General features: G+C 56.2%; 10 protein-coding genes, 1 pseudogene and 1 other annotated feature. Of the genes and pseudogenes, 2 read left to right on the forward strand and 9 right to left on the reverse strand.

Going from position 1 to position 13,796, the window contains the following annotated elements:
- Window positions 1-36: 36 nt before the first annotated feature.
- The 6 genes and pseudogenes from VSX58_RS04115 to VSX58_RS04140 all read right to left on the reverse strand — a co-directional run bounded on the left by VSX58_RS04115 (window position 37) and on the right by VSX58_RS04140 (window position 6,856).
- Window positions 37-2,318 (reverse strand): annotated as a pseudogene (locus VSX58_RS04115) (ComEC family protein).
- 423 nt (window positions 2,319-2,741) lie between these two features.
- Complete coding sequence (gene tmaR, locus VSX58_RS04120) at window positions 2,742-3,059, reverse strand: PTS system regulator TmaR (RefSeq protein ID WP_048639190.1); 318 nt, start codon at window positions 3,057-3,059, stop codon at window positions 2,742-2,744.
- A gap of 101 nt (window positions 3,060-3,160) precedes the next feature.
- Window positions 3,161-3,919 (reverse strand): iron ABC transporter ATP-binding protein, encoded by a 759-nt coding sequence (locus VSX58_RS04125; RefSeq protein ID WP_327616935.1) that lies wholly within the window; start codon window positions 3,917-3,919, stop codon window positions 3,161-3,163.
- Window positions 3,916-4,923, reverse strand: coding sequence for an iron chelate uptake ABC transporter family permease subunit (locus tag VSX58_RS04130; protein WP_327616936.1), 1,008 nt, complete (start codon window positions 4,921-4,923; stop codon window positions 3,916-3,918). Before VSX58_RS04130 ends, VSX58_RS04125 begins: the two co-directional genes overlap by 4 nt.
- Window positions 4,913-5,872: an ABC transporter permease gene (locus VSX58_RS04135; RefSeq protein ID WP_327616937.1), complete on the reverse strand. Its 960-nt coding sequence runs from the start codon at window positions 5,870-5,872 to the stop codon at window positions 4,913-4,915. Before VSX58_RS04135 ends, VSX58_RS04130 begins: the two co-directional genes overlap by 11 nt.
- Window positions 5,873-5,893: 21 nt before the next feature.
- The gene (locus VSX58_RS04140) at window positions 5,894-6,856 is read right to left on the reverse strand and encodes a siderophore ABC transporter substrate-binding protein (RefSeq protein ID WP_327616938.1); all 963 of its coding nucleotides are present in this window, start codon (window positions 6,854-6,856) and stop codon (window positions 5,894-5,896) included.
- Between the two features lie 246 nt (window positions 6,857-7,102).
- Here VSX58_RS04140 and sbcB point away from each other — a divergent pair, with 246 nt between their 5' ends.
- Entirely contained in the window at window positions 7,103-8,530 is a 1,428-nt protein-coding gene (gene sbcB / locus VSX58_RS04145) for an exodeoxyribonuclease I (RefSeq protein WP_327616939.1), read from the forward strand.
- 58 nt (window positions 8,531-8,588) lie between these two features.
- On the opposite strand, the gene VSX58_RS04150 is transcribed toward sbcB, so the two are convergent.
- The 3 genes from VSX58_RS04150 to VSX58_RS04160 all read right to left on the reverse strand — a co-directional run bounded on the left by VSX58_RS04150 (window position 8,589) and on the right by VSX58_RS04160 (window position 12,455).
- Entirely contained in the window at window positions 8,589-9,956 is a 1,368-nt protein-coding gene (locus tag VSX58_RS04150; protein ID WP_327613318.1) for an APC family permease, read from the reverse strand.
- Window positions 9,957-10,435: 479 nt separating this feature from the next.
- Complete coding sequence (locus tag VSX58_RS04155) at window positions 10,436-11,191, reverse strand: flagellar brake protein (protein ID WP_327617064.1); 756 nt, start codon at window positions 11,189-11,191, stop codon at window positions 10,436-10,438.
- Window positions 11,192-11,627: 436 nt separating this feature from the next.
- Window positions 11,628-12,455, reverse strand: a complete 828-nt coding sequence (locus VSX58_RS04160) for an SDR family oxidoreductase (protein ID WP_327617065.1) — start codon at window positions 12,453-12,455, stop codon at window positions 11,628-11,630.
- 192 nt (window positions 12,456-12,647) lie between these two features.
- Window positions 12,648-12,769 (forward strand) — a sequence feature (His leader region).
- Window positions 12,770-12,894: 125 nt separating this feature from the next.
- Between VSX58_RS04160 and hisG the strand changes: the two genes are divergently transcribed.
- Entirely contained in the window at window positions 12,895-13,794 is a 900-nt protein-coding gene (gene hisG, locus VSX58_RS04165) for an ATP phosphoribosyltransferase (RefSeq protein WP_327616940.1), read from the forward strand.
- The last annotated feature ends 2 nt before the right edge of the window (window positions 13,795-13,796 follow it).

The raw sequence follows: 13,796 nt of genomic DNA on the forward strand, positions 1-13,796 counted from the left end.
CAATAAACCTGAGCCAATAAGAAATAGCCGCCTATTTTACTCATTATCCGGCTTTACGCCAAACCACCGATGATACCAGCGGGGAGATATTTGCTCTCTGAAGCCGATTATGCGCCAATAATCGTTGAAAAAACGCGCGCTCAGCTGCCCCGAGGCCGCCGTACCCCGCACGCATAACCCTGCCGGCGATAGCGCGCCACAACCGTTGCCGCCGGCAGCCGCCATGGGTTATAGCGTGAGTTGGAGGACCAAACGCGCGCCGCGCCGACCGCGCGGATAAACGTCGGCGACGAGGAGGTTCGGCTTCCGTGGTGGGGGATTTGTAACAAATCTGCAGCCAGCGCCTCTCTCTGCCATCTAACCAGCTGTTGCTCCGCGGCGAGCTCGATATCGCCGGTCAATAACACGCGATAGCGGCCATCGTCGATGCGAACCACGCAGGAGTCATTATTCTCCGCGTCGAGCGCCGGGGATTGCGGCCACAACACGCTGAACCTTAACCCTTGCCAGGACCAAACCTCGCCGCGCAGACAGGGATAATGCCCGGCGTCTTTAATCGGGCTGAAGATTTGCGCGCCCGGAAAGGCGGCTTTCAGCGTATCCAGACCGCCGATATGATCGCTATGGCCGTGACTCACAATAATTTTTTCCACCGCTAGTCCGCGCCAGCGCAGATAGGGCAAAATTTCCCTTGTCGCCATATCGCCCCCCTCCCAGCGGCTGCCGGTATCGTACAGAACGGCTTTGCCATTGCGCTCAATCACCACCGCCAGACCATGGCCGACATCCAGCATATCGACCCGCCAGTTTGGCCGATCGTTTTTCATCCTGAAGACCAGGAGCAGCATAATCAGGCTGAAGATACTAACGGGGTAGCTGCGCCACCACGCGAAACGCCATATCACCACGCATAGCCAGCCGACAACGCTGCCGACGAGCAGGGACGACTCGAGATCGATCCAGCCGTTCCGCATATAGGCCAGCGGCGTAAATACGCTTCTCAACGAGATATCCGCCAGCCGCCACAGCCCATAATCCAGGCCGCCGATATACATCAGAGGCAACGCCAGCAGCACCAAGGGAGTAGTAATAAACGAGACGATGGGTATCGCCCACAGATTGGCGGGCAAAGCGGTCAGGCTGACGCCATGGAACATAGCGAGCTGCAGCGGCAACAGCAGCAGCGTCATCCCCGCTTGCAAATGCAGCCAGCGGAGCCAGCACCAGTAAACGCCCCGCCGGCACCGTTGCGGCAACGGCGCCCACTGAAACCAGAAAATCAGCGACGCCACGGCCAGACAGGAAAGCCAGAAACTGTCGGACAGCACGCTGAGAGGGTCGCCGCATAAGATAAGCGCGATACACCAGAGCCATACCTGCCAGGGTGAACAGGTCACGCCTTGCGCCCTCAGCAAAACCCAGACACTGAGCGCCAGCGCCGCTCTGACCGCCGGCGGATTTCCCCCGGCGAGCCATACATAGGTCCATGACGTCAGCCAGCTGATAAATAAGGGAAAACGGTAGCCAATAGCGTAAGCCGGCAGCAAATATTGCAGCGCCCGCGCGACGGCCCAGCCGAAGAGCGCGGCGAGCGCGATATGCAGGCCGGAGATCGCCATCAGGTGCATGGTGCCGGTCGCGCGCAGCAACGTTTTGGTTTCCGCGCTGACGGTTTTCATGTCGCCAAACGCCAGCGCCAGCAGGATGGCGCGCCACGGCAGCGCCGCCACCCGATGTTCCGCATGAGAAATAATGCGCTGGCGCAGATTGCAGGACGCATCAATAAGCTGCGCGGATTGAATCCGGCCCGATAGCGGCTGACGCTTCGCGACGGCCCAGCGCTGGCTGTCAAATCCGCCTTGATTCAGGCGGCTGTGCGCCGGACGAAAGCGTGCGGCGATGCGCCAGCGTTGCCCGCCGCACCAGTCGCGCATTCCAGGTGACAATGTCACATACGCATAAAGCGGCGGAAATACCCAACGCCGGTCGATTTTCTCCAGTTTAACGATCGCCCGGGGCTCATCCACCTCGGCGAAGCGTATGCTACTTATCGTCACCGTGGCGCTGACCGGCTGCCGCGTCGTCCGTTCGATCTGTTTAAGCAGCGTCTGCGCGCTTAATCCTGCCCAGCAAAAACTGAATAATAGGATCGCGACGCGCCATAGCGCATAGCGGCGCCCGTTCGCCGCCAGCATCAGCGCCAGCAGCATCCCGCCCCACAGCGCGCCGGCCGGCGGTATCTGCGGCAGAATCAGCAGCGGCAACACGCCGAGGATCGCGGCGACGGCGGCGGCGCTTACGGATATTCGACTCATCATTCGGCTACGCTGAAGAATGGCGCGACGGCCATTTCTATCTAATGGGAAGAGCCATCTTGTTACATCACCGGCGTTCGGTGCGGTTAAAAATCAGCATATGGGAAACGCAGCGCGATAAAAACGCTCGGTTGCGGTAAATAGGTCGAGAGCTTGCGAAGCGGCGCTCATCTTCGCCGCTAAGCGGCCGTGGCCGGGGCGGCGCGCTATCGCGGCTGAAAATGCGGACGAAGAAATAAAAAAACGCCGGGAGCGTTTTTCAACGTCACGCAGCGACGGCCCGAAGGGTGAGCCCCTTTAGCGGGGCGAGTAATATCTGACTTTGTCAACAATCTGAAACGCCGGGTGTGGATGTGGGCATGGACCGCCCGCCATAAAAAAGGGACCGCCTGTGCGATCCCCGAGCGTGCGGATGTAGCGCCTGGGTTATTTCACTTCGCCCATCGCTTTCAATTTCTTGGACAATTCGCGCCGTTCTTTCGACAGGTCGGCGTTTTTAATGATGTAATCATCAACGCGGTCTTCATAATCGCTGCGCATGCTGGCGATAATCCCCTGAATATCTTCAATGCTCATCCCCGGCTTAATGTAGTCGCTCAGGTTATCAAGCAGTAAGACGCGCTTCTGGTTGTCACGAATTTTCTTTTCGTTATCAATAATTTCACGCTGTAATTTATTTTTACGACGGAACATGCGAACAAACTCCAGTACATCCTGGAAACAAGGCTTAGTGTCCTTATCCATTTTTCTACCCTTACTTAAGTCAAACACAGATTTCTCTAATATGCTAACCATACAGGTTAGCAGCTATCTGCGACAAGATGGTTTTATTCGGAACGCGCTAATTACCGATAATACACGGCAATACGCTGATTATGAACCTGTTCGATAGCGACCCTGGTGTCGAAAATATCCTCAAGCACCTCGGAAACCATGATCTCTTCCGGCGTGCCATTATAGATAATTTGCCCCTGACGCATCGCAATAATGTAGTCCGAATAGGCGGAAGCGAAATTGATATCGTGAATGACCAGCACAATGGTCTTTTTCAGCTCATCCGCGGCGCGGCGAATCTGTTTCATCATCGCCACCGCGTGCTTCATATCCAGATTATTGAGCGGTTCATCCAGCAGCACATACTCCGTGTCCTGGCACAGCACCATCGCCACATAGGCGCGCTGCCGCTGACCGCCCGACAGTTCATCGAGAAAGCGATCTCTGAATTCGCTCAGGTTGAGAAAGGCCATCGCCGCCTCGATACGTTCTCGATCGTCCGCGTTTAGACGTCCTTTGCTATAGGGATAGCGGCCGAACCCCACCAGATCGGCGACGGTCAGGCGGCTGGTAAACTGGTTCTCCTGCCGCAGCACCGAGAGACAGGTGGCCAGCTTATCGCTGGGGGTCGTCGTCACATCCATGCCATTGACGCTGACCCGCCCCCTATCGGCCGCTAATAAGCGGCTAACGATGGATAAAAGCGTCGATTTTCCTGCGCCGTTGGGACCAATAATCGAGGTAACGCCCCCGCGGGCAATGGTGGCGGTAACGTTTTTCAGCACCGCCGTACTATTGTACGTTTTAGTGACATCACCAATTTCAATCACCGGGAAACCTTCTTAAGTAATAACAGGATAAACAGTGAACCGCCGATAAACTCAATGACCACGGACAGCGCGCCGGACATGTTCAGCAGATGCTCAAGCAACAGTTGCCCGCCTACCAGCGAGACAATGCCCAGTAAGAACGCCGCGGGCAGCAAAAAACGGTGCTGACTGGAGCCGATAATCAAATACGCCAGATTGGCCACCATAAATCCTAAAAAGGTTAACGGCCCGACCAACGCCGTCGATATCGCCACCAATACCGAGACCAACAGCAAAATCACCGTCACGCTGCGCTTGTAATCCATCCCTAGGTTAATCGCGCTATTACGCCCGAGCGCCAATACATCGAACTGAAAACGCATACGCCATATAACGATAGCGACGACCAGGGCGATAGCGACCGAGAGACCGATCAGTTCAGGGGCGGCGCGGGTAAACGTGGCGAACATTCGCCCCTGCAGGATGGCGAATTCATTGGGATCCAGCAAGCGCTGCATCAGGTTGGCGACGCTGCGGAACAGCGTGCCGCAGATAATGCCCACCAGCAAAACCAGATGCAGATTGTTGCGGTTCCCGGTAAACAGCCAGCGATAAAGCAGCGCGGAAAATAGCACCATAAGCAGCGCTTCAAAAAAGAATTTCCCCTGAATGCCTAAATCAGGCATGCCCTGCGAACCAAAAACGAAAATCATTGCCGTCTGAATCAGAATAAACAGCGCTTCGAACCCCATAATCGAAGGGGTCAAGATCCGGTTATTGGTGACGGTCTGAAACAGTACCGTGGAGACGCTGGCGGCAAACGCCACCAGTAGCATAGTGACCAGCATCAATGCGCGATGCGTCAGGATATAGCGCAGATTACTGCCGAGATTGATGGTCATAAATATCGTCATCACGCCCAGCGATAACAGGCACAGCAACGCTAAACGATAGCGGGAAGAGAGCCCACGCCGCGCTGCGGACGGGGTGGAGGGCGTTGGCGAATGCGTTTTGTTAACTGACATGGCGTTTTTTACTTAGTAACAGGAGAAGAAAAACGATAGCGCCGATAACCCCCAGAATAACGCTGACCGGTATCTCAAAAGGATAGCGGATCACCCGGCCGATAATGTCGCACAGTAGCACCAGGCCGCCCCCCAGCAGGCACACCCAGGGGATGGTTTTACGCACGTTATCGCCCAATAACATGCTGATAAGATTGGGAACGATCAGGCCGAGAAAAGGCAACGCCCCCACGACCACCACCACCACGCCGCTGATAATCGCCACAATCGCCACCCCCATCAGCATAACCTGCCGATAGTTCAGCCCGACGTTAACCGCAAACTCCCGGCCCATACCGGCAACGGTGAAGCGGTCGGCTATCCAGCAGGCGGCCAGCGTCAGGACGCCGACCAGCCACAGCAGTTCATAGCGCCCCTGCAAAACGCCGGAGAAATCCCCGGACTCCCAGCTGCCCAGCGCCTGCAGCAGGTCATAGTACATGGCGCCGAACGTGGTGACCGCGCTGATGACCGCGCCGAGCATGATCCCCACCAGCGGCACGACCAGCGCCGATTTCAGCACCATTCGTCTTAGCAACAGCATAAACAACAGCGTGCCGGCCAGCGCAAACAGACTGGCGACAACCATTTTGACGAATACCGGCGCGGCGGGCGCCAGCACCAGCACCACCAATAAACCCAACCCCGCCGACTGGGTCGTCCCGGCCAATGACGGCTCCACGAAACGGTTTTGGGTCAGCAGTTGCATGATCAGGCCGGCCACGCTCATGGCGCTTCCCGCCAGCAGCAATGCCAGCGTCCGCGGCACGCGGCTGATAAAGAAGATATCGCGCATCGCCTGATCGCTCCAGACCGCCTGCACGGTCACCCGGCCGGCCCCCAGGAAGAGGCTGGCGACGACCATCGCGGCCAGCAGAAGAATGCCAAGCGAAAAATAGAGAGATTTCATTGTTCCTGCCGTAGTTCGCCGCTATTTTTTATCCAACGCGTTATTCACATCCGCAATGAGATTTTTATAGCTTTGCAGGCCCGCCGAAATATAAATGGAGGTGGAGTCCAGATAGACGATATGGTTGTGCTGCCAGGCGTTGGTTTTATGGATCAGCGGATTATCAAGCACCTGCCGCGCCGACTGTCCGCCCGCCCCCGTCCGCCCGATAGCGCTGTCGCGATCCAGCACAAACAGCCACTCGGGATTCACGCTGAGCAAAAACTCCGACGTCACCACATTGCCGTGCCGCCCGGCCCCGGCCTCGGGAAACGCCGCGGCCGGCTTAAATCCCAGCTCATCGAAAATAAAGCCGAAGCGGGATCCCGGACCGTAGGCCGACATTTTCCCGCCGGAAACCATCAGCACCAGCGCGCTTCCCGCATTGGCGCTTTTTTCCCGGCTTTGGGCAATCTGCTGTTTAAACTCCGCCAGTTGCTGTTTAGCTTCGTCTTCTTTGCCGAAGATCGCGCCCAGTTGCTCAATCCGCTGGCTAAAACTGGCCATAAACTGCTGCGCATCGACATTCAGCGAGATGGTGGGAGCGATGCCGCTTAATTTATCGTAAGCGTCGGCGGCGCGTCCGCCGGCGATGATGAGATCGGGGCGCGCGCTGCTAAGCGCTTCGTAATCGGGCTCAAACAACGTACCGGCGTTGAGGTAGTCGCCGCCCCGGTATTTCGCTAAATATTCGGGCAGATGCGTGCTGGTCTGAGGCACGCCGGCGATATCGATTTTCAAGGCGTCCATCGTGTCCAGAATCGCCGGGTCGAGAACAATGACCTTTTGGGGATGCACCGGCACCTGGGTAGTGCCCTGCGCATGCTCAATGCTTATGGTTTTAGCGCTCTGCGCCGATGAAGCCGCCTGATCGCACCCAGACAGTACAAGCATTGACGCTAATAGCGCCGTCTTCGCCGCAAAGGCCGCGTTCTTCGCCTGCATTATTTTTCCTCCGGTGGTTATCATCCTGAACAAAACGCCCAGATAACAAGCAAGTTAATTATCATTCGCATTCATAAAAAATAATTGTAACCGAGGATAATACGCCTGCCTAGCGATTACGCCGCTGAAGAGTTTGAGCGGCGTCAGGAAAGCGCCACATAAAGCGGATTCAATGATATCCTTGGCGTTTGCCAACTGTTCCCGCCGACTGCGGCGTTCAGATCAATCATTTAGCGCAATGTAAATATGGCCGATAACACACAACCCACGTTTTTTGTTCATGATTACGAGACTTTCGGTAAACATCCCGCTCGCGACCGCCCCGCGCAGTTCGCCGGGGTACGCACCGATATGGATTTCAACATCATCGGCGAACCGCTGGTCATCTATTGCCAACCAGCGGACGATTATTTGCCGGAGCCGGAAGCGGTGATGATAACGGGAATCACGCCGCAGTCGGCCCTGGCTAAAGGCGTGAACGAAGCCGAATTCGCCCGCCGCATTCACGGCGAATTCAGCGTTCCCGGCACCTGCATCATGGGCTACAACAACATCCGCTTTGACGATGAAGTCAGCCGCAATATTTTTTACCGTAATTTCTATGACCCTTACGCCTATAGCTGGCGCAGCGGCAACTCGCGTTGGGATCTGCTGGATGCGCTACGCGCCTGTTATGCGCTGCGGCCCGAGGGGATCGTCTGGCCGGAAAATGAGAATGGGCTACCCAGCTTTAGGCTTGAGCATTTGACCAAGGCCAACGGCGTATCCCATGAGCATGCGCATGACGCCATGTCTGACGTCTACGCCACTATCGCCATGGCGAAACTGCTGAAACAGGCGCAGCCCAAACTTTTTGATTATCTGTTTCAGTTGCGCAATAAAAACAAAGTCAGCGCGTTGATCGATATTCCGCAAATAAAACCGTTGGTTCATGTCTCCGGCATGTTCGGCGCGGCAAGGGGCAATACCAGCTGGGTGGCGCCCCTGGCGTGGCATCCGGATAACCGCAACGCCGTCATCATGTGCGATCTGGCCGGCGATATGACGCCGCTGATGGAGCTGGACGCCGACGCATTGCGCGAACGTCTCTATACCCGCCGAGAGCGGCTGACCGAGGATCAAAGCGCCGTTCCCATTAAGCTGGTGCATATCAACAAGTGCCCGGTGCTGGCCCCCGCCAATACGTTACGCCCGGAAGACGCGCAGCGGCTGGGCATCGACCGTCAGCGCTGTCTGGACAATCTCAAGCTGCTGCGTCAGCACAGTCAGATTAGGGAAAAAGCCGTGGCGCTGTTCGCCGAATCGCCGACCTTCCCCGCCACCGACGATGTCGATTTACGCCTCTATGACGGCTTCTTTGGCGACGCCGACCGTATGGCGATGAAGATCATTCAGGAAACCGCGCCGCAAAACCTGCCGGCGCTGGACCTGAAGTTCGCGGACGATCGTCTGGAGCCGCTGCTATTTCGCTATCGCGCCCGCAATTACCCCAACACGCTGGACGACGGCGAACAGCGGCGCTGGCTACAGCACCGCCGGGAAGTCTTTACCGGCGAACGGCTACAGGAATATATGGCGGAGCTGGATGCGCTGTATCAGCGTTATGACGGCGATAAGCAAAAAACCGATCTTCTTAAAGCGCTTTTTGCCTATGCCCAGGAGCTGGTGAACTGACTTTGCGTCAAACGGCGGAGAATAATTTCTCCGCCTTTCATCTTAAATATTCCGGCGTTTAAACCAGATCTTCACTGCACTGCGGCACCGGCTGGCGGAAACTGCGCGTGACAAACGCCAGATACAGCAGGCCGATCGTTGCCCAAACCAGGCCAAGCGTCATCGAACTCTCTTCCAGATTGACCCACAGCGCGCCGACGGTTAACGCCCCCAGCACCGGTAAAATAAGATAGTTGACCGTCTCTTTCAGCGTCCGGTTGCGGCGTTCGCGAATATAAAACTGCGATATCACCGACAGGTTGACGAAGGTAAACGCCACCAGCGCGCCGAAGTTGATCAGCGCGGTCGCCGTCACCAGATCGAACGACACCGCGGACAGCGCGATCGCGCCAACCAACAGGACATTCAAAGCGGGCGTACGCCATTTGGGATGAATATAGCCGAAGAAGCGCTCAGGGAAGACGCCGTCGCGCCCCATCACATACATCAGGCGAGACACGCCCGCATGCGCGGCCATACCGGATGCCAGCACCGTGACGCAGGAGAACACCAGAATAACGGACTGGAAGAATTTACCCGCCACGTACAGCATGATTTCCGGCTGCGAGGCGTCCGGCTCTTTGAAACGCGAAATATCGGGGAAGTAGAGCTGCAGGAAGTACGCCACGGCGATAAAAATCAGGCCGCCGATCAGCGCAGTCAGAAAAATAGCCTTCGGAATCACCCGGCTGGCGTCCTGCGTTTCTTCCGACAAAGAACTAATGCCGTCGAAGCCCAGGAATGAGAAGCAGAGAATGGTCGCCCCGGTGATCATCGGCACCACATGGGCGTTTTCCGACCAGAAAGGACGCATGCTGGTCAGCGTGCCGGCGCCTTCGCCCTGATACACGCCGTGGATCACCAGCCCCAGGAACACGGCCATAATGGCGATCTGCACCACCACGATAATCGAGTTCAAATTGGCCACCAGATTGATGCCCCGCAGGTTGAACAGCGTCATCAAACCGACCAGCGCCGCGACAAAAATCCATGACGGCACGCCGGGGAAGATCGCTTCCAGATAAATTTTCGCCAGCAGAATGTTGATCATCGGCATGAACAGATAATCCAGCAGCGACGACCAGCCGACCATAAAGCCGACGTGCGGGCTGATGGCTTTTTGCGCGTAGGTATACGCCGATCCGGCCGAGGGAAAACGCCGAACCAATTTGCCGTAGCTTAATGCGGTAAACAAAATACCGGCTAAGGCAAAGGCGTAGGCGGTAGCCACATGGCCGTCGGTCAGGCCGGACACGATGCCGAAGGTGTCAAAGATAGTCATCGGCTGCATGTAGGCGATCCCCATCATGACCACCGGCCACAGCGTCAGCGTCCTCTTTAACTGAGCGCGTTTTGCGCCGGCGGCGCCGGAATTAGACGGATTCATATCAGACATGACGCGCACCTCCGTTAATCACGGCGCGGGCGGCGTAATCTTTTCCTGACACGCTGGCGATAAGGGAGTTGATACAGGACTCGCCTGAATCACGATGAGAGGAGGTAACTGAAACCGCATCGGACCTCAATGACGACCGATGAATAGCGCCATAACCAATGCTTTTACAGCACAAGCCGGCGGGCACCGGCACGAAATTGACTGATTGCCCCATTTTTTACTGTCCTCACCGTGGCTCACTGGCACACACAAGCAGAATTATCTATCCGGATGGTTATCCGGCCTCTTCGTTGAACACATAAATGCAAAAAAATAACCGACGCGATTAAACGTCGGTTATTTTGCAAGGCGCGTATTTTGCACCACTCTGTTGCATCTGACAAGATTTAGCGAAACCCGCCGGCCACTTTATTCCCATTCCGCCACGCTATTGATACCCGCGGTCATTGATGCCGGCGCCAGGGGTAAAATCACCGATCCTGAAATTTTTTCCTCTTCTCAATCTGCAATCTTTCAAGCTCGAAAATAACCTGCTGTAGATCGCGCTCCTGCGCCGCGGTCAGCGCCGGGAATTTAAAGCTCAGGCGCTGGGTGATTTTCACATCGCCCTTGCCATCAAGGTCTTTAATCGTCGACTGACCAACAAACTGCAGGTCCAGGCGGAACTTGCCGTAATCGTTAAGATCCATCTCGACATCGCGGATAAGATCCCCCTGACTTAACAGATCATGGATATCACGATCGGTGCACAGGCTAAGCCCGCCGAGCGAGAGATCCTTAATGGTAAATTGAAAACCGCTGTCGTCCGGCAGTGTGCCCCGACACTGGAGCGGCGGCCAAAGCGGCGTATTGATGCGAAAATAGGTTCTGCGCTGAATAAGATAAAGCTGTTCGGGAATGTGGGCGCTGAAAGCGGGCAGCCCCTGAAAATCGATCGTTTGCGTTATCTCCGCTTTGAACTCAACCCTCGCCCCCGCAGGTTCGGCGATAAAAGCCAGGGTTCCCGCGCGCGACGCCTGGCTGCTTTCCTGCTCGATGCCGCCGAGATCGAAAATAAAAACATCGTCGCCGGGCAATACATCAAGAATTTTACTGATGAACTGCCCGCGGGAATGATGGACCATGACGGTGGTGTCATTTTTCTTTAATTCGCGCAGCGTTGCACAGATGGCAAGTTTATTACGCTTGACAAACTGCTCTTTCACGTTCTCATCCACAACGGTTATCTCCACCATGCGGCCAATGGTTTATCCCTGCCATTTTTAAATCATTGGCGTCCCTAAATGTCTGGCTTTACCCCTAACGCCGATCGTTTAAGCATCGAGATACACGGGGGCGGCTACCGGTGCGAGGCATCCCTATGGGAACTTCCCCCGGGTTTCCCCTAATAACCGGCTTAAGTGACCCGCATTCGGCGTTACCCCTGCTTATAGGAGCCGCAGCAAATTTTCAGCGATGGAATTTATATCCCCGCGCCAGCGAGATCAAATGATACGGGCACTCCCTCGTTGGTATCGGCAAAGCCGCATCCAATTTTAGGGCGATTAACAGAAAAATATTTTAAAGGGCGATTTGAGGATAGGCGAACATCGGCGCGGCCCGCCGATGCCATTCAGCCCTGACGGCCCCGCCGCGGGCGAGCGGGCGGCCGTCTTGCCGAGACTACTCCAGCGGCATGGTCATCGGGTCCGGATACTGGTAATCAAAGCCCAGTTCGCGACAAATGCGTTGACCATCGACAAGGCGTCCGGAGGGCGCGTCGTTATCCGCCGCAAACTGCGGCGGCGTTAAATTCAATTTACGCGCCTGGGCGGGATAGAAATCTTGCTTGGCGGGGTGCCCGGGCGCGCACAGATTATACAAGTGCCCGCCGTTCGGCAGTTTTAACAATAGCTGGATCGCCGCCAGCACATCCTCCTGATGCACCAGGTTGACGCCGAGACTTCCTCCGCTCAGCCCGGTTTTCCCCGCCATAAAGCGCCCCGGGTGGCGATCGATGCCCACCAGCCCCGCCAGCCGCAGAATGTCCACCGAGGTATCCGGCAGGTGCTGCAGCCACTGTTCAATCGACGTCAGCGTCTTGCCGGCGACCGATACGGGCCGCAGCGGCGAATTTTCCCGCACGGTGCCGCCGGTTTCGCCATACACGGACGTTGAACTGGTGAAGATGATTCTCGGCACATGAAAAACCCGCGCCGAGTTCACTAACGTCTGTATCGCCAAGGCGTAACTTTCGCCCCCTTGCGCCGTACGGCTCGCGGGCAGCGTAATCACCAGCGCGTCAACCCGCAGCAAGGCGTTTAACTCATCGGCGTCGCATTCCAGCTCCGGCGTAAGTCGGAGCGGATAGCATTCAATGCCGCTCAGACGGGCGGCCTCAACGCCGTCCATCGTCGTTTTACTGCCCACAACCCGATAACCGTGCCCATTCAGCGTGAGCGCCAGCGGCATGCCCAGCCACCCCAGACCGATAATCGCCACTTTTTTCATCATTCGCTCTCCCCACATCCCGCGCGCAACGCATTTTACACCCACCGTCCCGCGACTCGCCAGCGCAGCAATCGCCCCGCTGAAGTAAAAAAGAGTTGCGCAGATACCCGCACATGGTTTAGGTTAATCGCCAGACAGTGAATATACTGATACAGCCAAGAGATATTTTATGACAAACGTTCTGTTTAACCACCATCATCACCATCACCCTGACTAGTCTTTCAGGCGATTGGTGCTGGAAGACGTTTAAATCTTCCAGCGGCGCAGAACGCAAAGAGAGCCCTCGGAAGATTGACTTCCGAGGGTTTTTTTTATGGCGCGCGTTCCCGGCGCGCCCCCCTGCGGGCCGTTGCCATGCAACGTTAAAAAACGTTCCCGACGTTTTTTTATGCCCTGCTTTTTTTAGCAGCTTTTAATTTGACAGGTTAATGAGGTTTCCATGCTGGATAAAACACGTTTACGGATAGCGATGCAGAAGTCAGGCCGTCTGAGCGATGACTCACGAGAACTGCTGGCGCGCTGCGGTATCAAAATCAACTTACATCAACAGCGTCTCATCGCATTCGCCGAAAACATGCCGATCGATATCCTGCGCGTTCGCGATGACGATATTCCGGGGCTGGTAATGGACGGCGTGGTTGATTTAGGGATCATCGGCGAAAACGTACTGGAAGAAGAGCTGCTCAACCGCCGGGCGCAGGGCGAGGACCCGCGCTATTTTACGCTACGCCGTCTGGACTTCGGCGGCTGTCGTTTATCCATGGCGCTGCCGCTGGATGAAGAGTATACCGGACCGGAATGCCTGAGAGACAAACGAATCGCCACCTCCTACCCTCACCTGCTTAAACAGTACCTCGACAAAAAAGACATTAACTTCAAATCCTGCCTGCTGAACGGTTCCGTCGAAGTCGCCCCGCGCGCCGGCCTGGCCGACGCGATTTGCGATCTGGTTTCGACCGGAGCGACGCTGGAAGCCAACGGTCTGCGCGAAGTCGAAGTTATCTACCGCTCCAAAGCCTGTCTGATCCAGCGCGACGGCGAAATGCCGGCGGATAAACAGCAGCTGATCGACAAATTGCTGACCCGTATGCAAGGCGTGATCCAGGCGCGCGAGTCCAAATACATTATGCTGCACGCGCCGAGCGAACGTCTGGATGAAGTGGTCGCCCTGCTGCCGGGCGCCGAGCGGCCCACCATTCTGCCGCTGGCCGGCGATCAGAACCGCGTCGCCATGCACATGGTCAGCAGCGAAACCCTGTTCTGGGAAACCATGGAAAAACTGAAGTCGCTCGGCGCCAGCTCTATTCTGGTATTGCCGATTGAAAAAATGATGGAGTGATA

This window comes from Brenneria populi, assembly GCF_036016195.1.
Taxonomy (GTDB): domain Bacteria; phylum Pseudomonadota; class Gammaproteobacteria; order Enterobacterales; family Enterobacteriaceae; genus Brenneria; species Brenneria populi.